The organism is Pseudoalteromonas sp. BZB3 (assembly GCF_040104455.1).
Lineage (GTDB): Bacteria > Pseudomonadota > Gammaproteobacteria > Enterobacterales > Alteromonadaceae > Pseudoalteromonas.
On record NZ_JBECOS010000008.1, the window covers coordinates 360,267 to 383,696 of the forward strand.

Consider the following 23,430-nt stretch of genomic DNA (forward strand, 5'->3'; position numbering starts at 1 on the left):
CAGTCTCGTGTAGCTTCAAGTAAAAAAGCGTATCTGTTAAGATACGCTTTTTTTACAATAGCTAAAAATCAAAGCGCGTGCGTGCTTTGGCTTAGATAAGAGAAACAACAATGCTAGAAAAGATCAGAGAAGGCTCACAGGGCCTTGCAGCCAAAATTATCCTTGGCTTAGTTATCCTGTCTTTTGCGTTAGCAGGGATAGGTGGTTACCTAGGTCAAACCACAGAGCAACCTGTCGCAGAAGTTAATGGAGTTCAAATTAGTCAAACTGAGTTCTCACGTGCTTTTGAAAATGAGCGTGCGCGTCTTGAACAACAGTTTGGTGAATACTTTGCGCAAATTGCAGCTGACCCAAACTACATGGCACAGATCCGCAATGGCGTGATTGACCGTTTGGTACAACAAGAATTACAAAACCAACTTGCGCTTCAGTTAGGCTTACGTGTCAGTGACGAGCAAGTGAAGCAAGCGATTGTTGAAATGCCTTATTTCCAAGTCGCAGGTCAGTTTAACAATGACGCTTACCTACGTGCGATCCGTCAGATGAACTTCCAACCAGACACATTCAGAGAGTTTCTACGTGAAGAAATGACACGTACACAACTGGTTTCTGCTGTTGCTGGTTCTGATTTTGTGTTGCCAAGCGAATTACAGCAAACAGCAGCACTGCAACAACAAACACGAAACATCGATTATGTGGTTCTGACAAAAGAGAAAATGAAGTCTCAAGTGTCGGTATCTGATGAAGAAGTGAATGATTATTATCAGCTGAATCAGCAACAATTTATGGCGCCAGAGCAAGTTGCTGTTCAGTATCTAGAATTAAAAGCTGATGATATTACTTTAGATACGCCAGTGACTGATGAAGATGTACGCGCTTACTATGAAGAAAGTAAGTCACAGTATTTAGAAGAAGAAAAGCGTCGTGTTGCGCACATTCTTATCGATAACAGCGAAGATGATGCTGCAGCAGAAGAAAAAGCTAACGCTATCTTAGCTGAATTAAAAGCGGGCGCAGACTTTGCTACCTTAGCTGAAGAAAAATCTGATGACATCGTCAGTGCTGAACTTGGCGGTGACCTTGATTGGATTGAACGTGATGTGATGGAACCTGCGTTTGAAGATGCAGCATTTGCACTGGCAAATATCGGTGACTTTACTGACGTTGTTGCAACTGAGTTTGGTTATCACATTATTAAATTGACAGATTTACAAGCGCAAGTTGAGAAACCGTTTGAAGAAGTTGCCGCTGAACTTAGAGCTGAACTTGAAAAGAATGCGAAGCTAGATGTGTTCTATCAAAAGCAAACTGAAGTAGCTGAGCTTGCGTTCGAAGTTGCTGATACTTTAGAAGATGCATCACTTGCTGCAGGTGTTGAGTTGAAAACAACTGAACTAGTTAGTCGTATGATGTTACCTGCACCTTTAAATTCACCAGCTGTTTCAACAACTATCTTTACACCAGAGTTACTTGAAGACAAAGTGAACTCTGAAGTGTTAGAAGTGGCACCTGAGCATTTTGTGGTTGTTCGTGTAACAGAGCACGTTGCTGCTGCAACTAAGCCGCTTGAAGCAGTAAAAGAACAAATTGTATCGACTTTAACAAATGAAAAAGCATCATCGTTACTTGCTGAATATTCAGAAAACTTATTTACTGAGTTTAAAGCAGGTAAAGCGCTACAAGAGATTGCGTCAGCTGAAGCGACTGAGGTTAGTACTGAGGCAGCTCTGCAACGTCAATCTTATTCTGTTGCGCCTGCGATTGTGAAAGAGGTATTTGCTTTACCTCACCCTTCAGAAGGCGGCAAAATTGAAAGTTTAGTCACGTTAAATAACGGTGATGTAGCACTTGTTCAATTGAACTCTGTAACAACCCCTGAAATTACGGCTGAACTAGATGCGCAGCAAAAGCAGGGCATTACCATGTCGGCGATAAATAAAAACTACTTAGCGTTTGTTTCTGCTCTTGAATCAAAAGCTGAGGTGGTTCGTCCAGCAGTTCAAGTTACTGAAGAAAATTAAGTAAATATCTTATGAACATAAAAGCGCCTTGATGGCGCTTTTTTTATTTTAATTTACAAAACAATAGCAAGTTTGCTGGGTTTTTGTACGCTCTATTATTGACATAAATCACCATTGCTCTATGGTTAGAGTAATATCTACAAACAATAAAAACTCAGGGAGCTGGGAACATGGCAATCGAAATCAACTTTGAACTATCAGACGCAGATTTAGCGCATTTTAAGAGCATGATGGACAAAGTTATAAGTAAAACTTCACACTACTCAGAAAGTGAAATCTTAACCAAAGCGCAACAACTAGTTGATGAGATGGAAAAGAGTGAACTGCCAGAATTTGTTCGCACAAGAATGGCGTCTTTGGCGACGTTAATTGATGCAGTTCAAGATACAGAGTGGCAGATCCCAGAAGAAGAAAGAAAAGAAATTATTGCTTCGTTAGCATACTTCAGCGAGCCTGAAGATGTAGTACCTGATCATATTCCTGGTCTTGGTTATATCGACGATGCGATTATGATTGAACTTGTTTTACAAGATATGTCTCTAGATCTTAAAGCATATTCAGAATTCTGTAGCTTCAGAGCGACTGAGGAGTCTCGCCGAGGTGAAGATGCAAAAGTTGACCGTGAGAGCTGGTTGGCTGGTACGCGTGCTCAGATCCGCTCTAACATGCGCCGACAACGTCAAGGCCGTAAATCTCGCCTATTTTCTCGCATCATGTAATTCTGTTTACTTAATAACAGACATAAATTTCAAAAAGGCTGCTTACACGTTAAGCAGCCTTTTCATTACCTTAGATTTGGGTTGAGCAAATACTTGAGCGGTTTTTCCGTATTCAACCACCTTGCCTTTGTTAAGTACTAACAAGCTATCACTCATGTGTTTGACTAAGCTTAAATGATGTGTGATCAAAACATAGCTCAAGCCAGTTTCTCTCTGTAATGCTAACAAGAGATTGACTGTTTGCGCCCTAACAGATGGGTCTAGCGACGATAAGGCTTCATCGAGTACCAAAACCTTAGGATCTAAAATAAGTGCTCTAGCAAGTGCAACACGCTGTAACTGCCCCCCACTAAACATGTGCGGATAGTAATGGTAGTGCTCTTCAAGCAAACCAACTCGAATTAAAACATGGGCGATTTTTTTATCTCGTTGTTTGTGAGTTAACTCTGTGTTGTAACTCAAGCAGTCATCGAGTATTTCACCTATTGTAAGACCTGGGTTGAGAGAGCGGGTTGGATCTTGGAAAATCATACGAATATGGCGACAGTGATCTTGCCTAACGCCATCGTCTTCTATGGTTGTCCCATCTAGTAAAATTTGTCCTGTTTCGGCTTGCTCTGCACCGGCTAATAGTTTTGCCAAAGTGCTTTTACCTGCGCCAGTTTCACCTATAACGGCGATGGTTTCACCCTTACCTAAGCAAAAGGATATATTGGTCAATACCGGTACATTTTTTCTTTTTAGTAATCCGACTCTAACGCGATAGGTCTTATGCAAAGACTGAACTTTTAAGATGGGTTGCATTTTTTATCTTCCTTTAATAAAGGGAAGTGACAAGCATAAGTATGGCCATGTGATTTTTTTTGCTTGGGCGTGACTACACACTGCTTTTGCGCTTGTGGGCACCTAGGCCCTAAGCGGCAACCAATAGGTAAGTGCTGCAATGGTGGGATAGTGCCTTTAAGCGCATAAAAACTCTCTTTATGGGCAAGCCCCTGTGCGTAATCAGGTAAACTTTTAACTAAGGCTTGCGTATAAGGGTGTAGCGGTGCATTAAATACTTTTTCTGTGGGCCCAGCCTCAACCATCTGACCACAGTACAATACATGCATAGCGTGAGACCAAGTGGTGATTTCTTCGAGTTCATGAGAGATCATCAATACAGACATGTTCTTGAGCTGATTGAGACTTTTTAATAGTCTAAAAACCTGTGCTCTTGTGGTGCTTTCAAGTGCCGTAGTCGGCTCATCAGCAATTAACAGTTTGGGGTTTCTAGCAATGGCCATGGCTATCATGACTTTTTGGCAGATCCCTTCAGAAAGCTCGTGAGGATAGCTATCAGCCACACGCTTATCGTCTCTGATCCCCACTTTATGAAGTAACGCTTTGACGCGCTTTTTTCTTAGTTGTCTGCGAACTAAAAAGTTACCACTTAACGACTCTTCAGGGATTGACTCTGAGACTTGTTCAAATATTTTTGCAGTTGGGTCAAGGCTTCTACTCGGCTCTTGATAGATCATTGCAATATCTTGGCTGACTAGTTTTCGGCGCTTTTCGGGTGGCAAGCGCATTAAGTCGACCCCTTGCCAATGCATCCTATCGGCTGTGACACGCCAGCGTTTATTTAAAACCCCGACAATGGCCTTTGCGATTAAGCTTTTGCCAGAGCCTGACTCGCCAACCAGCGCATGTACTTCACCTTCTTTTAGGCTCAAATTCACTTTATCAACAGCGCGAATAACACCATTTTCGGTTGGTAGCTCTATGGTTAAGTTTTTGATATCGAGTAAATGCATCAATCAGCCTTTCGATCTTTCAATACTTGTCTCAAACCATCACCTACAAGGTTCGTCGATAAAACAGCGATAAATAATAGCACACCAGGCAAACCAACAGTCCATGGTGCCAGGTAAATTAGGCCGAGGTTTTCAGCCAAAATAGCGCCCCATTCAGTCGTCGGTGGCTGAGCCCCTAGTTTCAGGAACCCCAGTGCTGCAATATCCAAGATAGCCGTTGAAAGTGCCATAGTGAAAATAACCACAATATGCTCGTAAATATTAGGAAATACGCCTCGAACCAGTATCTTCCACTTGCTGGCACCATCTAAGCGAAAGGCACTGATGTAATCTTTACTCAGCTCTTCTACCACTAAGTTTCTGATTGAATGCACGTATTGAGGAAGCAAGGCTAAAATGATCGCCCACACCGTATTAAGCAAGCCTGGCCCTAAGATAGCGATGATGATGATAGCTAATAACAACGAGGGAATAGACAAGGTGATGTCGAGTAGGTGATTAAAAAAGCTTGAGCGAATACCTTTACTCATACCTGCTAGCGAGCCAATAATGACACCTAAAGCGGTGGTAATTAAAGCTGCAATGATAGATAAACCAAAGGTGAACGTTGCCCCGTTCATCAGTCTCGACAGAATATCTCGGCCAAGGTCGTCGGTGCCGAGTATAAACCTTACATCACCAGCATCATGCCATGAAGGCGGGAGTAAGAGTGCATCAGCATGTTGCTGATTTATGCTGTAAGGTGAAATAAGTGGCGCGAACAGCGCTAATAAAGTAAGTGCAATAAAAATCCATAAGCCAACAAGCGCAGGGTGGTTAGCCTTGAACTTCTTCCATAAGCGAGAAAGGGGCGAACGGTTTGACTCTTCACTAAATAATTTAAATTTTGCCATGCGCTTGATTCCGAGAAATAGGGTTTAACACGGTATGGCTAAATTCAGCAAACATATTAGCGAAAATAACAAACACAGACACAGCTAATAAACCACCTTGGATCGCTGGGTAATCTCGTTGATATATACTTTCAATCAACCAGCGGCCAACACCTGGCCAAGAGAATATCACCTCGGTGATCATGGCAAGTGTTAACAAAGTACTAAACTGTAGACCGATTTGCTTAATCACAGGCAAAAGTGCATTTCTAAGCGCATGATGCAAAATCAACTGACGACGGTTTAAGCCTTTAGCGCGAGCAGTTTTAATATAGTTTTGTTCAAGTACATTGAGCATTGAGTCGCGAGTAAATCGAATTAACACTGTTGTCGGATACATAGCGAGTACAATGGTTGGCAATGCTAAGTGCTTTAATGCATCAATGAATGCAAAGCCACCGTATGGAAAGCCCTGCGCGATAATATCGATCAAAATAAAGTGGCTATAAGGCTCAATTTCATAGAGTAGGCCAATTCTTCCAGACATGGGGAATAAACCTAACCCCAAGCAAAACACCATAATCAACAATAAAGCCAACCAAAAGATGGGAATAGAAAAGCCCATTAAAGTGAGGGAGTTAATGACTTTATCAGGCCATCGTTTATGAAAAACAGCGGCAATGACACCTGCTGGAATACCAAACACAATTGCAACAATAAGTGCATAAACACACAGTTCAATTGTGGCGGGGAAGAGCAATAAAATATGCTCAAAAACGGGTTGTCCAGATGATAGAGAGTAGCCCCAATCGCCATCAACGATGCGGACTAGAAACGCACCATACTGCACAATGATGTTCTCTTCTAATTGGTACTTATCGGCCAATGCTTGTGACTGCGCATAACTACTATTTACCTGACCACTGAGATTTGTAAGCACATCACCCGGAAACAAATAGTTCAAAGAAAAAGTAAATGCAGTCAGAGTAAGCAGCATGAATATTAAAAGGCTAAGTCGTCTGAATAAATACTCGCGCATTACTGTTTCCTTGCATTTGCTAAAGAGATCCCACCAAATGGCTTCAAGTCGATGCCTTTAACCTCTTTGCTTGAAGCCTGAAAGCGCATGCCGTGAGCAATTGGCACAAGCGGGAGCTGGTCAATGATCATGGCTTGAGCTTGGGCATAAAATGCTTTTCTTTCTTCGATATCTGTTGTGTCGAGCGCTTTAGTCAGTAGTAAGTCAAATTCTGGATTACACCAATTCGCTGGGTTTTTATCGCTGAAAGTCGCTGTACAACTCAATAGTGGACTAAAAAAGTTATCAGGGTCTGGCGTATCAGCAACCCAGCCGAGTAATACACTGTCATGCTCATGTTTACCAATACGTTCAATAAATGTATTCCACTCGTACTCGACTATTTTCGCTGTCACGCCAATTTGTTTTAAATCGCTCTGAATAAGCTCTGCCATTTTGCGCGCATTGGGATTATAAATTCTAGATACCGGCATTGCCCAAATAGTCATTTCAAAGCCTTCTTCGTAGCCAGCCATATCAAGGTATTTTCTTGCTAAAGTCGGGTTATAGGTTGGCATACTCTCTTGTTCAGCAAACGCCCAAGAAGCAGGTGGCAAATAAGATTTTGCAATTTGGCCATTACCATAAAAAACAGCTTGTAGAATTTTATTGAAATCAACAGAGTGGGCGAGCGCCTTACGGACAAGAGAATTATCAAAAGGCTCTTTTTCGGTATTGAATGCCCAATAGCCAATATTTAGGTTTTCAGCTTTATCTACGGTTATATCAGCACGTTTGCTTAACACCGCCAATTGTGAAGCACTTGGATGCGCGGTGACATCACATTCTTTCGTCAACATCTTGGCAATACGGCTGGTATTGTTGGTTGTGATATCGAACACCAATTGCGACATAGCTACAGGGTGTTTCCAGTAAGATTCATTCTTATGATAACGGACCAAGTTATCTCGGAGGTATTGTTTATATTTATAAGGGCCGGTGCCTATCGGTTTATTATCAAACTGAGACTTATTCTCTGTCGCTACCAAAATGTCTGCGTACTCTTTAGAAGTAATCACAGCAAAGTCAGTTGCTAAGTTTGATAAAAAGCTGCTTTCAGCATTAAACAGTTTAAACTGCACTGTGTAATCATCGACTTTGATAATCTCTTGTATCAGCTGATCTAAACCGACACTTTGAAAATAGGGGTAAGTCGCATCGCCAACAAAGTGATAGGGGTTATACACATTGAATAAGCGGTCAAAAGAAAACACCACGTCATCGGCGGTCATTTCTCGGCTAGGCGTGAAGTAATCAGTGTGATGAAATTTCACGCCTTTTCGTAAATAAAAGGTGATGGTTGTGCCATCATCTGACACCCCCCAAGATTCAGCAAGTTCAGACTTAAACTCTGCTGTATCTGGATCAATGCTGATTAAGCGGTCATACAGCTGGTTTGCTATCAGATCTATGGTCGAGCCCGTCGTTGTGACTTGTGGGTTAAATGTCATCGGGTTGGCTTCAGCACAATAAACTAACCCTTGGTTTTTTTCATTTAACTTCACATTGGGCTTATCAATGCAGCCTATTAGCAAAGTACACAGCGTGCCCAGCAGCAGTATTCGCACGATTTACGCCTCTTGTTTCTGATCTAACAGATTGTATTTTTTCAGATAACCTCTCAATTGATGATACGTTAAACTGAGCATTTGTGCAGTCTTCTTTTGGTTAAATTGACTATGCTCTAACGCTTTCTTCAGCAGTTCAATTTCATAGTCGTTTGACAGTGTTTTCAAATCGCATGGGAATGAAAAATTATTCTCAGCGTGTTTAGTTTGCTCAATAACTGTAGCAGTGGAGGCTTCAGCCGCTGCTGGGGTTATTACTTCTGGGGCGCGTTCAATATTTGTCGGTGCTTTAATACGCTGAGCAGGACGATATGGGCTTTCAAATGGGTCGAAAATAATTTCATGAACAGGCAACTGCTCGCTACCATGGCGATATAAGCTACGTTCAACTACATTTTTTAATTCACGAATGTTACCCGGCCAATCGTAATCTAATAGCTTGTCCATGGCTTTTTTTGTAAAGCCACTGAACAGTGCCCAATCAAGGTCTCGTGCCATGTTTATGGCAAATTGCTCTGCCAGTAAGACGATATCTTCTCTTCTAGCACGAAGAGGCGGCAGTGTGATTACATCGAATGCGAGGCGGTCGAGTAAATCGTGACGAAATTCACCATTATCAGCTAAAGTGGGTAAATCTTCATTAGTTGCACACACTAATCGTGTATCTACTTTTACGGTGCTTTTACCACCAACACGTTCAAATTCACCGTATTCGATAACACGCAGAAGCTTTTCTTGAACCATGGCAGAGGTATTTGCGAGCTCATCCAAAAATAATGTACCGCTATTTGCACGCTCGAATCGACCTTCATGGCGTTTACTTGCGCCGGTAAAGGCGCCACTTTCATGACCGAACAACTCACTTTCAAGTAAGTTCTCATTAAGGGCTGCACAGTTTAACTTAACGTAGTTTTGGTCCCAACGTTCGGATAGATAATGAAGGCGGGCTGCAATAAGTTCTTTACCTGTTCCTCGTTCACCGATTATTAGTACGGGTTTATCTAGTGGAGCAAGTTGTGAAACCTTGTCTAGCACAGCTAAAAAGCTGTCTGATTGGCCAAGTAAATTATCCTGTTGGCGAAACTGACTCATATTGCCTAACTCTTAGTTATTTTTGCTAACTATTAGTGTATTTTAAAAAAAGCTTGAAAAAAAGAAGTTTTTGAAATTTAATAAGTTATTGATTTTTATTGTTTTTATTTGCTGTGAAAGTTGGCAAGCAATTTGATACTACTTACTCAGTTAAATTAATTGAGTAACCGAAGAGGTAAAGATTATGGGAATTTTCTCACGTTTTGCAGACATTGTTAATTCAAATATCAATGCCATCCTTGATAAAGCAGAAGATCCAGAAAAAATGGTTCGCCTCATCATTCAAGAAATGGAAGACACATTAGTAGAGGTTCGCTCTACTTCAGCTAAAACACTGGCTGAGAAGAAAGAATTAGCACGTCGTGTTGAGCAACTAAATCAAGAAGCACAACAATGGCAAGAAAAAGCAGAGCTGGCACTGGTTAAAGATCGTGAAGACTTAGCACGTGCAGCACTACTTGAAAGACAAAAGTCATCAGATGCGGCAGCGAGTGTTGAAAAAGAGCTTGAGCATGTAGAGTCTCATATTGAGAAACTACAGCAAGAAGTTGCCACACTTCAAGATAAGCTAGCCGATGCGAAAGCAAGACAAAAGGCCATTGTACTGCGCCAGCGCTCAGCTGAGTCTCGTTTAGAAGTGAAAAAGGCTTTAGACAGCTCAAAAGTTGAAGATGCACTTAATCGTTTCGAACGATACGAAAGCAAGATCGATGGACTAGAATCACAAGTAGAAGCTTATGATTTAGGTAAAAAGTCACTATCGGATGAAATTGCTGATTTACAAAAAAATGAGCAAGTTGATGACGAACTAGCGGCTCTAAAGAAAAAGCTAGCAAACAAAGAATAAAAGTTTATAAGTGCCTGCCTAGGCAGGCACTGACACAACAGGTTGAGTTATAGGAGTATTGATGATGGATTTAGAAGTTTTAGTTGCCCCGATTATTATTTTTATGGTGATTGTTGCCCCACTTTGGCTCATTCTTCACTATCGCAGTAAGAAGCAAGTAAGCCAGGGTTTAAGCGAGCACGAACACCGCCAACTTTTAGAACTGGCTAATAAAGCTGAGAAAATGGCTGAACGCGTTGAGACCCTTGAAGCATTATTAGATCAGGAGTCACCACAGTGGAGACGTAAGGTATGAACAATCTAAAGAAAGAACTATATCGAGATCCAAAACGTGGAAAAATAGCAGGTGTATGTGCAGGCCTAAGTGATTACTTCAATATGGAATTGTGGCTGGTTCGCATCCTGTTTATTACAGCTGTATTGTTATCTGGTGGTCCTTTATTTGTCGTTGTGTATGTAGCCTGTTGGTTTATTCTCGATAAAAAAGAGCCGAGCATGTCGCAAAATGCGGGCAAATTTGATGAGATTGATCCAATCTCAGTGAAGTTTAAAGTATGGCAAAAGGGCGAACCACCTCGTCAGGCGCTATTCGACTTAAAAGATCGCTTAACCCGTTTAGACGGTCGTATTCAAAATATGGAAACTTATGTGACTTCAAGTGAGTTTACTGTGTCACGTGAAATCAATAAGCTGTAATACCAATTGCATTGAAGGTTTGTTCGCTTATAGCGGCGAACAAAAGTTAAAGGACTATCTATTTCGTTAGAATGGACGCTTAATCAGTAACATTGGTATATCCATCATCATCAAGCGAGTGCGGCGAGATTTTAGTGCAGGCCGCACGCTTTCTCTAACAGGGAGTGACACTGTTATAATGAGTCCAAATTTATTCAGCCACGCGAATCTTGATAAACTCAAACAAAAAGCCCAAAAGACCCTCAATCGTAGCTTAGATCAGCATGTAAAGCTGGCCGTTACTGGTTTAAGTGGTAGTGGTAAGACGGCATTTATAACAGCACTCGTAAAACATTTAACCACACAAAGCAACAAACAGAATTTACCTTTTTTTGATGTCGTAAAGGATGACCGCCTGATTGCAGCCAAACAAGTGCCGCAGTCCGCGTTAGACATTCCTACTTTTGATTACCCTAGTGCCATTAATTGCTTACTTAATTCTGAACCCAATTGGCCTGAATCGACAAAGCGTATTAATACTTTAACGATTGCTATTCGATACGAAACCAAGCATGGATTAAAGCAGCATGTTTCACCGCAAAGTACCCTCTATTTGGAACTGATTGATTATCCGGGAGAGTGGTTAATTGATTTACCCATGCTTGAGCAAGATTATGCAAGCTGGAGTGAGTCAATGCTTAGCTTGCTAGAAAAACCAGAGTATAGTGAATATGCGCAGCCATTCTTATCAGAGCTTGAACAGTTCAACAGTGAAGAAAATATTCATGAGCAAGCACTTAAGCAGTTATCTAACCTCTACACACAAGCGTTAAAGCAGCTAAAATCACAGACTCAGCTCGCTTATCTGCAACCAGGAAGACAATTGATCCCTGGTGATTTAGAAGATGCCCCAATCTTGTTGTTCTTCCCGTGCCGTGAGAGTAACGACAAAGAAAATAGTCAATATAGCCATTTAGCCAGCCGTTTTGAGGCGTATAAAAAGCAAGTTATCACGCCTTTTTATAAAAACTATTTTTGTGAATTTGACCGTCAGTTGGTACTTGTCGATGTGATGAGTGCCTTAAATGATGGCCCGCAGTCTTTGCTTGAACAAAAACATACGCTGCAAGCGGTGTTGCAATCATTTAATTACGGCCGCTCTAATTTAATTAAACGCTTGTTTTCACCAAAAATTGATAAAGTACTTTTTGCTGCGAATAAGTGCGACCATGTGAATGGCACTCAGCAAGTGGCCATAGCACAGTTATTGCATGATTTGGTGGGCGAGCAAGCCAACGATATGCGTTTTAATGGCGTACAGATTGAAACAATGGCGATGTCATCGGTGCAAAGCACTCTGGCGAAGCGTATAAAAGAAGGCGACAAAGCCTTAGATTGCATCTATGGCAAGCCACTCAATGAAGATGAATGGCTCACTTATTTGCCGCCAGAACCGCCTAACCACTTTATTACTCAAAGTCAGTGGCCGACTCATGGTTTCGAGTTTATTTCATTCGCGCCATTACCAAGCGCCAAAGGCGAGTTAACCCATACCCGTTTAGATCATGCCCTACAGTTTTTAATTGGAGATAAATTGCAATGACAGACAATCAATCAGCTCAATTAAAACCGGGTAGACGTATTAATGTCGGTGATGTCGGCGAGACCCAAAAAGAGTTAGAAACAGGCAAGCGCTTTGAAATAGTCGAAGAACTAGATGTCATTGATGGAAGCAGTGAGTTTGAACAAGAGTTAGAGCCAGTATTTAAACCTAAAAGCAGTCGCTTCAATTTCAAAGGCATTTTCGTCATTAGCTTTTTGTTATTAATCACGGTTGAAACGGGTTACACCATCATTGAGGCAATGCAAGAGTCTGTATTACTAGCAGGGCTTTATGGCTTTGTGCTGACTTCTGCGTTATTGGTGCTGAGCAAATTCTTATTCAAGGAAGCGGTTTCATTAAAAGCGTTGAAACAACAAAACCTGCGCCAAAATGATGCGCTTCGGTTAATGAGTAGCACGCAAATTGGTGAAGCAGAAACCTGGCTACAACCCTTACTAAAACAACATACCGATGCAGAAGTAAAAGAATTTAAAGCCTGCCTCAAACCGCACCATACTGACAAAGAAGTTTTACAGTTATATCAAACCACCTTACTGGTCAGTAAAGATGAGCAGGCAAAAGCAATCATTAACCAACATGCAAAAACGTCAGCGCTTTTGGTGTCTCTCAGTCCGATGGCATTACTTGATATGCTTTCGGTGCTGTGGCGTGGTATCAGCTTGATTGAAAAGATAAGCCAACACTACGGTATCAAACTGGCGTATCGCAGTCGCATTATGTTGTACAAGCAATTGGTTAAACAGATGTTGTTTGCTGGTGCGTCCGAATTGGTATCTGACTTAGCGGCGACCAGCTTGGGTGCTGAGTTGCTGGGGAAGTTGTCAGCGCGAGCTGCACAAGGCCTCAGTGCAGGCGTGTTTACAGCGCGCTTAGGCTACAAAACCATGGAGTTATGTCGACCGTTACCTAAGCTAGAGCAAAAGCAATCCTTATTAGGGCAATCAGCACAAGGTATTTTATCTGCTTTATTAGAGCGTACCAAAACGTCTAAAAATGATTAAACTGACAACTTAACTGTACGATTTTTAGAGGGTTTTGCTCGTCTAGCCGTCTTAACATCTGGCTTGCTTGTGGAATTTTACTTGCTGGATTATTTATTAGTTCATCAACAGACTAATAATAAATTCATAGGCAATAAAATGACGAAGTATCATGACAACACCAATTGCATCCATAGCCCAGTCCATTTTGACGACCCACATGGCGCGTTAACCGCGCCACTTTATCAAACCTCAACGTTTCAGTTTAAAGATGCTGCTCAAGGTGCGGCACGTTTTGCGGGGGAAGAAGTGGGTTACATTTATACCCGCTTGGGCAACCCAACCACCCGTGAACTTGAACAAAAGCTTGCTCAGCTCGAGGAAATGGAAGATGCTGCTGCAACCGCAACGGGTATGGGGGCGGTATCAGCATCAGTGCTGAGCTTTTTAGAGCAAGGCGATCATTTAATTGCATCTAGCGCATTATATGGTTGTAGTTTTGCGCTTTTTTCTCACATGCTGCCTAAATGGGGCATTGAAGTGTCATTTGTAGATATGACCAACGAAGCGGAGCTGTATGCAGCTGTGAAACCAAACACCAAAATGGTGTTTGCTGAAACGCCGATCAACCCAAATATGACGGTGATTGATTTAGCTATGCTAGGTCAGTTTGCTAAAAAGCACAGTTTGATCAGTGTGGTTGATAACACCTTTATGACACCGCTACTACAAAAGCCAAAACATTTCGGCATAGATATTGTGATCCACAGTGCAACTAAATATCTCAATGGTCATGGTGATGTCGTCGCAGGTGCAGTATGTGGTACGCAAGAACACATAGAGCTTATAAAACTTACGGTATTGAAAGATATTGGTGCGACCATCAGTCCGCATGATGCTTGGTTGATAAATCGAGGTCTCAAAACACTGGCTGTACGTGTTGAAAGGCACTGCCAAAGTGCACAAAAAGTCGCTGAGTTCTTAAATACGCACTCTAAAGTGAGTGAAGTGTATTACCCTGGTTTACCTTCTCATCCAGGTTATAAATTCTTGGGTGAGCAGATGAAAGGGGCTGGTGGCGTTATTGCTTTTGAGATCGATGGCACCCTAGAGCAAGGTGAACGTTTTATTAATGCGACTGAACTTTGTACGTTAGCGGTGAGCTTAGGCGATCCAGAAACACTTATTCAGCATCCAGCCTCAATGACACACTCGCCGTATACCAAAGAAGAACGTGAAGCAGCGGGCATTTCTGATGGTTTGATCCGAATTTCTGTTGGTTTAGAAGATGTTAACGACATCATTGCTGACCTAGAGCAGGCATTTAAGCAAATTTAGTGTAATTTTAAGTTTACGAGGGGGCTTTATTGCCCCTTTTTTATAGGTGCTGTTTTTTTTGGTGTACAGTTGTGTAAATAAAAGGTTCCAAAAAATCAAGTTTTCAGGATTGCTTGAAACATCTCATCTATTAATCTTTTGCTTACTTTTCCCTAGTATCAAGTCAACAAGTTGAAGCGCTCAAGCTGGGGCAAGAGCGAACTAACAGCGAAGGTTATTATGGCTAAAGCAAGTAAATATGTATCAAAGCAACCTGATGCAAATGGCATCATCGCTTGGACCGAAGAAGAAAATAAAATATGGTCTGAGTTGGTTGCACGACAATTAAAGTGCATTGAAGGCAAAGCATGTAACGAGTACATGGAAGGCCTTGAGAAAATAAATTTACCGCACGACCGTATTCCTCAGCTTCATGAGTTAAACGAAGCATTAGGTCGTGAAACAGGCTGGCAAGTAGAACCTGTACCTGCACTGATTGATTTTGATGAATTCTTCAGACTATTGGCGAACAAAAAGTTCCCGGTAGCAACCTTTATTCGCTCTCGTGAAGAGTTTGATTATCTGCAAGAGCCAGATATCTTCCATGAGATTTTTGGTCACTGCGCCATGCTAACTAACCCTGCATTTGCAGAGTTTACGCATAAATATGGTCAACTAGGCTATGCCGCTGAGAAGAAAGACCGTGTATATCTAGCACGCTTGTATTGGTTCACGGTTGAGTTTGGTTTAATGCAGACGAAAGACGGCTTACGTGTTTATGGTGGTGGTGTACTTTCAAGCCCGGGAGAAACGCAATATGTTTACTCAGGCACGCCAGAAATCAACAAATTAGAAGTGCTAGACGTATTACGTACGCCATATCGCATTGATATTATGCAGCCGTTGTACTACACAATTAATTCAATTAATGACTTATTCGATATCTCGCAAATGGATATCATGGCGTTAGTACAAGAAGCGAAAGAATTAGGCTTATTTGAGCCAAAGTTTCCCCCTAAAGAAAAATTAGCAAGTTAAGGATTTTGTAATGTCTGATTTAAGTGCACAAAAATGTGAAGCGTGTCGTGCGGATGCGCCTAAAGTGTCAGATGAAGAGTTAGCAGTATTAATTAAGCAGATCCCTGATTGGGTTCCTGAAGTGCGTGATGGCATCATGCAACTTGAGCGTGTATTCAAGTTCAAAAACTTCAAGCAGGCATTAGAGTTCACTAATAAAGTGGGCGACATGGCTGAAGAAGAAGGTCACCACCCAGGTCTTCTAACAGAGTGGGGCAAGGTGACAATCACTTGGTGGAGCCACTCTATTAAAGGTCTGCATAAGAACGATTTTGTATGTGCAGCGAAAACAGACGACGTTTTCAACGCTCTATAAGACTTCAACATATCATTTAACCAAAGCGCCTTTTATGGGCGCTTTTTTTATGGCTGAAACTTAAACTCTGGCACTTAGCGCGCCATTGCTCTATCATAACTGTTAATTTATACAGTATATAAATCTAACAATGAAACTCTATATCGCTGAAAAACCGTCATTAGGCAGAGCCATTGCCAATGCGTTACCTAAACCTCATAAGAATAACGGTGGCTTTATTGAAGCGGCGAACGGCGATATTGTTACTTGGTGTATAGGCCATTTATTAGAGCAGGCTGAGCCTGAGGCGTACGACCCTAAATTTAAAAAATGGGCGATTGCCGATCTGCCAATCGTGCCTGAACAATGGCAGCTAGTAGCAAAAAGTAAAACTAAAAAGCAGTTTAATACCGTTAAAAAGTTAATTAAGTCGGCTAAAACCATTGTCAACGCGGGTGATCCAGACCGAGAAGGGCAGCTTTTAATCGACGAAATGATTAATTTTTGCGGCGCCACTAAAACACAAAAAGAGCAAACTCTTCGTTGTCTGATAAGCGATTTAAATCCATCAGCAGTCAAACAGGCCATCAATAACCTCAAACCTAACCTCGACTTTTTATCGCTGTCGGTTTCAGCGCTGTCTCGCGCTCGTGCCGATTGGCTTTATGGTATTAATATGACACGCATGAGTACCATCAAAGGGCAGCAAGCGGGTTATCAAGGCGTGTTATCTATTGGTCGAGTGCAGACGCCGGTATTGGGCTTGGTTGTATACCGTGATTGGGAAATTGCTAATTTTGTTTCAAAGCCGTTTTATGAAGTCGAAGCGCAGTTAAACACCCAAGCAGGTGCGAGCTACATAGGTAAATGGCAACCAAGCGAAGCCTGTCAGCCTTATATGGATGAAGAAGGTCGCGTGCTGGTCAAAGGCTTAGCTGAAAATGTGGCGAGCAGAGTTAAAAACCAATCGGGTGAAGTGAGCAAGGATAAAAGCACCCAAAGTAAAAAGTCGCGCCCCTTGCCACATAGTTTATCGACACTACAAATAGAAGCAGCAAAAGTATTTGGCATGAACGCCCAGTTGGTACTTGATACCTGTCAGAGTTTGTATGAAAGGCATAAGCTGATCACTTATCCCAGATCAGATTGCCGTTACTTACCAAAAGAGCATTACAAAGAGCGCAGCTCAGTAGTGGGGGCCATTGATGCCATTAGCGATAAACTAAGTGCTTTTACAGACAAAGCGAATTTAGAGATAAAATCATCAGCTTGGAACGATAGCAAAGTCGGTGCGCACCATGCGATTATTCCGACCTCAAAAAAGTCGAGCGGCGCGCTGAATCAAAATGAGCAAAATGTTTATTACTTGATTGCAAGACACTACTTAGCGCAATTTTTTGAGCCAAGCGTTTACGCTGAGCGAGAGATTCATACACTCATTCAAGGTGGGCTATTTACTTCTAAATTTAAAAGCCTGGTTGATAAGGGCTGGGAAGTCTTGTTCAACAAGCAAGAAAAAGGAGAGGCTGAGCTTGCTCAATTGCCAATACTGAAAAAAGGTGAGCAAGTGCAGTGTGTTGATGCACAGGTTATTGAAAAGCATACGTCGCCGCCAAAGCACTTCACCGATGCAACATTACTCGCTGCCATGACGGGAATAGCCCGATATGTGACCGACCCAGAAATTAAAAAAATATTGAAAGAGACCGACGGCATCGGTACAGAAGCGACCCGTGCGGGGATCATTGAACTACTCTTTAAAAGACAATATTTACAACGTAAAGGCAAAGCCATTCACTCTACCGAAATCGGGCAAAGCGTGATAAAAGCATTGCCAGAAAGTGTCGGGCGCCCTGATATGACCGCTGTTTGGGAGCAATCTCTTGAGCAGATCTATCAAAAGTCTCAATCGTATAATCAGTTTATGGGCTCAGTTGAAGTGCATTTAAATCGCTTATTACAAGACACACAAACAGCGAGCTTTCAAGGGTTAGCAGGTAAGGGCAAAGCCAGTTTTAAGCGTTTTAAAAAGGGCAAGCGCAGTGCGGGTAAAGGTAAAAGCGGTGCTAAATCTCCTCGGGCGAAAAGCAAGGCTTGAAAAAGCGATAAGAGTCGCAATATAGAGAATAATACATAGATTTAAGAAGCGAATTATGGACAACCAAATTCAATTAACACCTGAAAATATCCAGCAGGTTCTGGCTGAACAAAGTGCCGATAAACTGGTTCTAATGACGTTCTTCAGTGCGCAGCAACCTGAGTGCATTGAACAAGCGAATATTTTGTCTGCGCTTGCACAAAGCTACAAAGAGCACTTACTAGTTGCAACAGTCGATTGTGATACACAACAAGCGTTGGCATCTCAATTAGCACAGCAAGTAGGCCTACAAGCGTTACCAACGATTGTGTTATTGAAAAATGGCGCGCCAGTTGGCGTATTACCAGGTCCTAAAAGCGATGCTGAAATTAAAGAGGCATTGGCTGAGCATTTACCAAGCCCGGAAGTTTTATTACTTGAACAAGCTAAGCAAGCGCTGGCAAATGACGATCAAAATACGGCGTTTAACTATGCCAAGCAAGCCTATGCGATTGACCCAGAAAATACCCGTGTGAAACTGGTTTTGGCTGATATCTGCATTCAAATTCAAAAGTTTGACGATGGTCAGGCGTTACTTGATAGTATTGTCGAATCTGAGCGTGATCCGTATTATCAAAATCTGCAAGCCAAATTAAATGCCGCACAAAGTGCGCAGGAATCTCCAGAGATCATTGCTCTGACCGAGCAATTAGATGCGGACCCAGAAAACAAAGAGTTAAAAGCACAGCTCGCTGCGCTACTTGCCGAAGCTGGTAAGAAAGAGCAAGCGCTAGAGCTATTATTATCAGTACTAAGAAAAGACTTAAATTTTGGCACTGCGAAAAAAGATTTCTTAGATTTGATTGCGAGTCTACCAGATGGTGATGCTTTGGCTGGCACATATCGTAGAAAGTTATACAGCTTATTATATTGATAGCTAGTTAGCTTTAAGCATAAAAATGGCAGCTGATTTAGCTGCCATTTTTTGTTGTAAGAGCCCGATATAAACTAGGTTCTACCGAATAGAGGTAGCGGTAGCAGTGATTTTATATCGCGTTTTTTAAGTTATTTGCACTAACCCGACATAAAGACGGTGCTACCGAGTTATTGAGACGGCAGCGGTGATTTCACATCGCGTTTTTTATCCTAATTTTTAGACTTTAAACGTCAGTAACAAACCAGATATTTTGTTTGCACTTTCAACCAGTTTCGCTGCATCTTCCGCGACTTTATAACTTAAGGTTAAATTCTCGCTGCCGTGATGGGTGATGGTGGTGATGTTGTCGTTAATCTCCACACTCACCATCTGTTGTTGCTCTGCTGCAGTTGAAATACCTTGCGCAGCATTGGCAATTTCACTGATCTGATCAAAAATTACTTCTAAGGCCTGCTGGCTGGTTTGGCTTGCATCGGCGCAGTTAGATGCCCTGTCTTTGGTACTTTGCATCACTTCTGACCATTTATACAAAGTATCTTGTATCTCTTTGATTGATGCGTAAATATGGCTGGTGGCACTTTGTGTACGAGATGACAGAGCGCGAACTTCATCGGCAACCACAGCAAAGCCTCGGCCATGCTCACCAGCTCGAGCAGCCTCAATCGCTGCATTCAATGCTAATAAGTTCGTTTGCTCTGCAATACCTTCGATTTCAGTCAAGACTTGGCCAATCTTATCGGCTTCTTGTGCCAGTGAATTTGCTGTTTGAGCGGCTTCATCTACTTGCGTGGCAAGTGAGCTAACCATATCAACGTTTTCGAGCATGGTATTTTTAATTTCTAAACAATGATGCTGCGTACTATCGACTTTATTGGCGGTATAGGTAGTGTTGTTTGAAATTTCACCGATGGTTTGGCTCATTTGTGACATCGCTGCAGCCATTGAACGCAAGCGCTCACTTTGCGCTTCAATACCTTTTTCTGTATCGGAAGACTTTTCATCAAGCCCGGTTGCGATATTTTTGAAAGTAGACGCTGAATCTTGCATACGGCCTAAAACAGTTTGCAGCATACCCAAATTAAATTCAGCGCTATAAAAGGGCGTCGCTTCGCAGTAGACATAGCGAGATACCGAATCGAATTGCTGTTGCTGTAATTTGAGCTTGGCAGGCACCACAAGCAGTTCATCATAGTTAATGAACAAAATTGCCAGCATGGTGACAATAGCCGCAACACCGAGTTGCCAACCAGCAAAAACAAAGCAAGCGAGGGTAAGCAATAACGCAATAATCGTTGAAAGGGGTTGTCGCAGTGCAATTTGCGCACGCCAGTGCCAAACCTTTTTACCTTGATTTATTGCATCATAAAGAGATTGTGCTCTTTTCTTAAGTTGTTCAGAAGGCTTAACTCTCACCGATTGATAGCCAACGAGCTGGCCATGCTCAAAAATAGGTGTAACAAATGCGTCTACCCAGTAATAGCGACCGTCTTTACAGTGGTTTTTTACCACCCCACGCCAAGAGTGGCCTTGTTCTAATTTATCCCAAAGCTCTTTAAACGCCGCTTTTGGCATATCAGGATGGCGTACAATATTGTGGTTTTTCCCTACTAGCTCTTCGGCACTAAACCCTGAAACAGCACAAAACGCTGCATTTGCATACGTAGTGACACCGCGTAAATGGTAGTAGAGACAAGTTGTTGCGAGTCATCAAAGGTGACTTCTTCATTGATAATTGACTGGCCACGACGCATGATTTTCTCCATAGGGATCAGTGTAAAACTGTGTTAGATTATAAGGCTACAATGCTTTGTGTAATAGTAGGAATATAGTATGCCTGTGCAAGCAATAAAATATGGAATAGATGAGTTCGGTGCTGCGGATAAAATTCAGGCAAAAACATGTGTTCTACCTGAGTTAAATGACACTCAAGTGCTTATTAAAGTGCATAGCAGTGCAATTAACCCTATCGATTTGAAAACGCGTGCAGGTTTAGGTTTTGTTGCTCAAGCAAAAGAAGCTGATGAATTTTTATCTTTAGGTTATGACGTATACGGTGTTGTTGAGCAGTGTGGCGCTCAAGTCACTGAGCTGCAAGTGGGTCAATTTGTCGCAGGTATGGTGGGGTTTGCCAAACAGCCGGGCTGTTACGCTGATTATGTGATTGCTGAAGCAAACGAATTAATTGCATTTGATGTGCAACAAAAATCAGAAGTCGCAGGTCTATGTTTAGCAGGTTTAACCGCAATACAGGCTCTGAAAAAGTTTTCAAGCTCACAATCAACCCTTTACATTAATGCACCTACTGGTGGTGTGGGTCATTTAGCAATCCAACTGGCTCAAATACATGGTAAAAAAGTGATTGCAGTAAGTAATCGCCCTTCACATCAACTGTTACAAAAGTTAGCTGTAAAGGTTGTTGATTATGAGACATTCTTTTCTCAAAAGCGCCAAGCACAGCTACTCGATTTAGTCGGTGGTGAAATCGGCGAAAGAATAGTCGCGAATTTAAACTCAGGCAGTGAAGTGGTGACTGTACCCACCATCAGTGCACAGCAGATCGTTGCAGCAGCACAGCAAAGTGACATAACGGTCTCCGGTATTGTGGTAGCAAAGAATAAAGCTGATCTAAATGAATTGGTGACTGCGTATCGTGGTGGCGATTTATTTATCCATGTCGATTCGACTTTTACGCTTAAAGATATTCAGCAAGCGCACGAATACATGGAAGCGGGGCAGCATGCTGGCAAGATAATTATTAGTCATAGTTAATAAATATTGCTTGAGTATTGGGGATGTGCCCCCATTGATTGAACATTGCCTATTGGCTTGAGGATAATTTTTTGAATACACCAGAATTAAAGACTCGCTTAGAAGCACTCTCTACAGCAGAACACCAGCAAGCTATTAAGGGCATCAAGCGTGGTATTGAGCGAGAAGCATTAAGGATCAACCCGAATGGCTCTATTGCCAAAACGCCTCATCCACAAGACGCTGGGCATCCATTAACGAACTCGCATATCACCACTGACTTTTCAGAATCATTACTCGAGTTTATTACCCCAGTCAGTGAAGACCCTAAAGAGACGTTAGCGCAACTGCAAGATTTACAGAAATACACCTTGAGTAAAATGGGCGATGAGCTCTTGTGGCCTATGAGTATGCCTTGCTTCATCGAAAATCAAGATGACATTGCCTTGGCATATTTTGGTGAGTCGAACATAGGTAAAATGAAAACCCTGTATCGTGAAGGTCTAAAAAACCGTTACGGTAGCATGATGCAGGCTATTGCCGGTGTTCACTTTAATATTTCCTTCCCAGATACCTTGTGGGACAGCTTACAAAAAATTGAGCAAAGCACAGCTGAGAAACAAGCTTTTATTTCAGAGAAATATCTAGGCCTTATTCGAAACTTTAAACGTGAGCTATGGTTAATCAGTTACCTGTTTGGCGCTTCCCCAGCACTGTGTAAATCATTCTTGCAAGGCAATAAAAGTGACCTTGCGTTTAAGACTTTGGGTGAAGGCACGCTTTACTTAGAGTATGGCACAGCATTACGACTAGGTGATTTAGGGTATACCAACAGTGCTCAATCGTCTTTAAAAGTCACGTATAACAATTTAGATGAGTATATTGTGGGCTTACGCGAAGCAATTGGCTGTCACTCTGACTTGTATGGTAATTTAGCTGACTATAAAGCAGAAACGCCGCAGCAGCTAAATAAAAACATTCTGCAAATCGAAAATGAGTTCTACTCGCCGATCAGACCAAAGCGTAATGCACAAAGCGGTGAGACTCCGACTCAAGCTTTAGCAAGAGCAGGCATTGAATATGTCGAGATCCGCGCTTTAGATGTTAATCCTTTTTCACAGACTGGGATCAGTCTAGAGCAAATCCATTTCTTAGATGTGTTTTTAACTTATTGTCTGCTTAAAGACGCGCCAGCATTAAGCTGTGAAGATCAAAGGTCAACAGAAGACAATTTACAAGCTGTGGTGAATTCCGGCCGTAAGTCGGACCTTGAGCTGCAACGTGACGGTTCGCCTGTTTCTTTGCAAACATGGGCAGACGAGATTTTTGCAGAGTTAGTGCATGTGGCTCAGTATATGGACAAAGCAAATAGCTCAAACGTGTACCTGAGTGCAATCAGATTATGGCGTGAATGCATTTCTGAACCGAATAAGACACTATCAGGTCAGTTCTTATCTCAGCTTAAACAAAACCAACAAGATGGCGGTAGCTATGCAATTGAGTTGGCGAATGAGTATAAGTTAGCGCATCAGTCTCAGACATTTGTAACCTACTCAAACTCAAGTCTCGATGCTGATGCAGTCGCTTCTCACGAAGCACAGGAGCAAAAAGTTGCAGAAGATGATTTGACTTTTGTGGCGTTCTTAGATGATTATTTTGCTAACGCCTAGGCAAAAAAAAGCGCAGCTAAATTAGCTGCGCAAATAT

At 42.0% G+C, this 23,430-nt stretch carries 20 protein-coding genes and 1 pseudogene; 14 read left to right on the plus strand and 7 right to left on the minus strand.

Features of this window, described 5'->3' with window-relative positions; genetic code table 11:
• Positions 1 to 110 precede the first annotated feature (110 nt).
• Positions 111 to 2,021, plus strand: coding sequence for a peptidylprolyl isomerase (ppiD, locus tag ABMY35_RS07500; protein ID WP_349285630.1), 1,911 nt, complete (start codon positions 111 to 113; stop codon positions 2,019 to 2,021).
• 170 nt (positions 2,022 to 2,191) lie between these two features.
• A complete protein-coding gene (locus tag ABMY35_RS07505) occupies positions 2,192 to 2,740 on the plus strand; it encodes a YkvA family protein (protein ID WP_349285631.1) in 549 nt (182 codons plus the stop codon).
• Between the two features lie 42 nt (positions 2,741 to 2,782).
• On the opposite strand, the gene ABMY35_RS07510 is transcribed toward ABMY35_RS07505, so the two are convergent.
• Genes ABMY35_RS07510 through pspF form a run of 6 tightly spaced genes read right to left on the minus strand, consistent with a single transcriptional unit; the run spans position 2,783 to position 9,146 of the window.
• Entirely contained in the window at positions 2,783 to 3,544 is a 762-nt protein-coding gene (locus ABMY35_RS07510) for an ATP-binding cassette domain-containing protein (protein WP_349285632.1), read from the minus strand.
• Positions 3,529 to 4,536, minus strand: a complete 1,008-nt coding sequence (locus ABMY35_RS07515; RefSeq protein ID WP_349285633.1) for an oligopeptide/dipeptide ABC transporter ATP-binding protein — start codon at positions 4,534 to 4,536, stop codon at positions 3,529 to 3,531. Before ABMY35_RS07515 ends, ABMY35_RS07510 begins: the two co-directional genes overlap by 16 nt.
• A complete protein-coding gene (locus ABMY35_RS07520; protein WP_130255298.1) occupies positions 4,536 to 5,429 on the minus strand; it encodes an ABC transporter permease subunit in 894 nt (297 codons plus the stop codon). The genes ABMY35_RS07515 and ABMY35_RS07520 overlap by 1 nt, the downstream gene beginning before the upstream one ends.
• On the minus strand, positions 5,416 to 6,447 hold the full coding sequence (locus ABMY35_RS07525; RefSeq protein WP_349285634.1) for an ABC transporter permease: 1,032 nt from the start codon (positions 6,445 to 6,447) through the stop codon (positions 5,416 to 5,418). The genes ABMY35_RS07520 and ABMY35_RS07525 overlap by 14 nt, the downstream gene beginning before the upstream one ends.
• Complete coding sequence (locus ABMY35_RS07530) at positions 6,447 to 8,054, minus strand: ABC transporter substrate-binding protein (RefSeq protein WP_349285635.1); 1,608 nt, start codon at positions 8,052 to 8,054, stop codon at positions 6,447 to 6,449. Before ABMY35_RS07530 ends, ABMY35_RS07525 begins: the two co-directional genes overlap by 1 nt.
• Positions 8,055 to 8,057: 3 nt before the next feature.
• The gene (gene pspF, locus ABMY35_RS07535; RefSeq protein ID WP_349285636.1) at positions 8,058 to 9,146 is read right to left on the minus strand and encodes a phage shock protein operon transcriptional activator; all 1,089 of its coding nucleotides are present in this window, start codon (positions 9,144 to 9,146) and stop codon (positions 8,058 to 8,060) included.
• 184 nt (positions 9,147 to 9,330) lie between these two features.
• Between pspF and pspA the strand changes: the two genes are divergently transcribed.
• From pspA to ABMY35_RS07585, 10 genes are all read left to right on the plus strand, one after another.
• Entirely contained in the window at positions 9,331 to 9,993 is a 663-nt protein-coding gene (pspA, locus tag ABMY35_RS07540) for a phage shock protein PspA (RefSeq protein WP_349285637.1), read from the plus strand.
• 61 nt (positions 9,994 to 10,054) lie between these two features.
• Positions 10,055 to 10,288, plus strand: coding sequence for an envelope stress response membrane protein PspB (gene pspB, locus ABMY35_RS07545; protein WP_138484102.1), 234 nt, complete (start codon positions 10,055 to 10,057; stop codon positions 10,286 to 10,288).
• Positions 10,285 to 10,689: an envelope stress response membrane protein PspC gene (gene pspC / locus ABMY35_RS07550; protein ID WP_349285638.1), complete on the plus strand. Its 405-nt coding sequence runs from the start codon at positions 10,285 to 10,287 to the stop codon at positions 10,687 to 10,689. Before pspB ends, pspC begins: the two co-directional genes overlap by 4 nt.
• 178 nt (positions 10,690 to 10,867) lie before the next feature.
• Positions 10,868 to 12,271 carry a YcjX family protein gene (locus ABMY35_RS07555; RefSeq protein WP_349285639.1) on the plus strand — a complete coding sequence of 468 codons (1,404 nt, stop codon included), beginning with the start codon at positions 10,868 to 10,870 and terminating at the stop codon, positions 12,269 to 12,271.
• Positions 12,268 to 13,293: a YcjF family protein gene (locus tag ABMY35_RS07560; RefSeq protein ID WP_349285640.1), complete on the plus strand. Its 1,026-nt coding sequence runs from the start codon at positions 12,268 to 12,270 to the stop codon at positions 13,291 to 13,293. Before ABMY35_RS07555 ends, ABMY35_RS07560 begins: the two co-directional genes overlap by 4 nt.
• A gap of 138 nt (positions 13,294 to 13,431) precedes the next feature.
• A complete protein-coding gene (locus tag ABMY35_RS07565) occupies positions 13,432 to 14,610 on the plus strand; it encodes an aminotransferase class I/II-fold pyridoxal phosphate-dependent enzyme (RefSeq protein ID WP_349285641.1) in 1,179 nt (392 codons plus the stop codon).
• A gap of 219 nt (positions 14,611 to 14,829) precedes the next feature.
• Positions 14,830 to 15,627, plus strand: coding sequence for a phenylalanine 4-monooxygenase (gene phhA, locus ABMY35_RS07570; protein WP_349285642.1), 798 nt, complete (start codon positions 14,830 to 14,832; stop codon positions 15,625 to 15,627).
• 10 nt (positions 15,628 to 15,637) lie between these two features.
• A complete protein-coding gene (locus ABMY35_RS07575; RefSeq protein ID WP_130255287.1) occupies positions 15,638 to 15,982 on the plus strand; it encodes a 4a-hydroxytetrahydrobiopterin dehydratase in 345 nt (114 codons plus the stop codon).
• Positions 15,983 to 16,112: 130 nt separating this feature from the next.
• On the plus strand, positions 16,113 to 18,059 hold the full coding sequence (locus ABMY35_RS07580; protein ID WP_349285643.1) for a DNA topoisomerase III: 1,947 nt from the start codon (positions 16,113 to 16,115) through the stop codon (positions 18,057 to 18,059).
• A gap of 55 nt (positions 18,060 to 18,114) precedes the next feature.
• On the plus strand, positions 18,115 to 18,972 hold the full coding sequence (locus ABMY35_RS07585) for a tetratricopeptide repeat protein (protein ID WP_349285644.1): 858 nt from the start codon (positions 18,115 to 18,117) through the stop codon (positions 18,970 to 18,972).
• A 219-nt stretch (positions 18,973 to 19,191) separates the two neighbouring features.
• Here the strand turns inward: ABMY35_RS07585 and ABMY35_RS07590 are convergent.
• Positions 19,192 to 20,726: pseudogene (locus ABMY35_RS07590) on the minus strand (PAS domain-containing methyl-accepting chemotaxis protein).
• A gap of 79 nt (positions 20,727 to 20,805) precedes the next feature.
• Here ABMY35_RS07590 and ABMY35_RS07595 point away from each other — a divergent pair.
• Together ABMY35_RS07595 and gshA are read left to right on the plus strand one after the other, a co-directional pair.
• Positions 20,806 to 21,744: an NADP-dependent oxidoreductase gene (locus ABMY35_RS07595; protein WP_349285645.1), complete on the plus strand. Its 939-nt coding sequence runs from the start codon at positions 20,806 to 20,808 to the stop codon at positions 21,742 to 21,744.
• A gap of 71 nt (positions 21,745 to 21,815) precedes the next feature.
• Positions 21,816 to 23,393, plus strand: coding sequence for a glutamate--cysteine ligase (gshA, locus tag ABMY35_RS07600; RefSeq protein WP_349285646.1), 1,578 nt, complete (start codon positions 21,816 to 21,818; stop codon positions 23,391 to 23,393).
• The last annotated feature ends 37 nt before the right edge of the window (positions 23,394 to 23,430 follow it).

What these genes read in the sequence shown, in the direction of transcription:
- ABMY35_RS07515 (WP_349285633.1), bottom strand. Translation starts at nt 4,536, where the DNA reads ATGCATTTACTCGATATCAAAAACTTAACCATAGAGCTACCAACCGAA.
- ABMY35_RS07575 (WP_130255287.1), top strand. Translation starts at nt 15,638, where the DNA reads ATGTCTGATTTAAGTGCACAAAAATGTGAAGCGTGTCGTGCGGATGCG.
- ABMY35_RS07585 (WP_349285644.1), top strand. Translation starts at nt 18,115, where the DNA reads ATGGACAACCAAATTCAATTAACACCTGAAAATATCCAGCAGGTTCTG.
- pspB (WP_138484102.1), top strand. Translation starts at nt 10,055, where the DNA reads ATGATGGATTTAGAAGTTTTAGTTGCCCCGATTATTATTTTTATGGTG.
- ABMY35_RS07595 (WP_349285645.1), top strand. Translation starts at nt 20,806, where the DNA reads ATGCCTGTGCAAGCAATAAAATATGGAATAGATGAGTTCGGTGCTGCG.
- ABMY35_RS07555 (WP_349285639.1), top strand. Translation starts at nt 10,868, where the DNA reads ATGAGTCCAAATTTATTCAGCCACGCGAATCTTGATAAACTCAAACAA.
- ABMY35_RS07580 (WP_349285643.1), top strand. Translation starts at nt 16,113, where the DNA reads ATGAAACTCTATATCGCTGAAAAACCGTCATTAGGCAGAGCCATTGCC.
- pspF (WP_349285636.1), bottom strand. Translation starts at nt 9,146, where the DNA reads ATGAGTCAGTTTCGCCAACAGGATAATTTACTTGGCCAATCAGACAGC.
- phhA (WP_349285642.1), top strand. Translation starts at nt 14,830, where the DNA reads ATGGCTAAAGCAAGTAAATATGTATCAAAGCAACCTGATGCAAATGGC.
- ABMY35_RS07505 (WP_349285631.1), top strand. Translation starts at nt 2,192, where the DNA reads ATGGCAATCGAAATCAACTTTGAACTATCAGACGCAGATTTAGCGCAT.
- ABMY35_RS07565 (WP_349285641.1), top strand. Translation starts at nt 13,432, where the DNA reads ATGACGAAGTATCATGACAACACCAATTGCATCCATAGCCCAGTCCAT.
- ABMY35_RS07520 (WP_130255298.1), bottom strand. Translation starts at nt 5,429, where the DNA reads ATGGCAAAATTTAAATTATTTAGTGAAGAGTCAAACCGTTCGCCCCTT.
- pspC (WP_349285638.1), top strand. Translation starts at nt 10,285, where the DNA reads ATGAACAATCTAAAGAAAGAACTATATCGAGATCCAAAACGTGGAAAA.
- ABMY35_RS07525 (WP_349285634.1), bottom strand. Translation starts at nt 6,447, where the DNA reads ATGCGCGAGTATTTATTCAGACGACTTAGCCTTTTAATATTCATGCTG.
- ABMY35_RS07510 (WP_349285632.1), bottom strand. Translation starts at nt 3,544, where the DNA reads ATGCAACCCATCTTAAAAGTTCAGTCTTTGCATAAGACCTATCGCGTT.
- ppiD (WP_349285630.1), top strand. Translation starts at nt 111, where the DNA reads ATGCTAGAAAAGATCAGAGAAGGCTCACAGGGCCTTGCAGCCAAAATT.
- ABMY35_RS07560 (WP_349285640.1), top strand. Translation starts at nt 12,268, where the DNA reads ATGACAGACAATCAATCAGCTCAATTAAAACCGGGTAGACGTATTAAT.
- pspA (WP_349285637.1), top strand. Translation starts at nt 9,331, where the DNA reads ATGGGAATTTTCTCACGTTTTGCAGACATTGTTAATTCAAATATCAAT.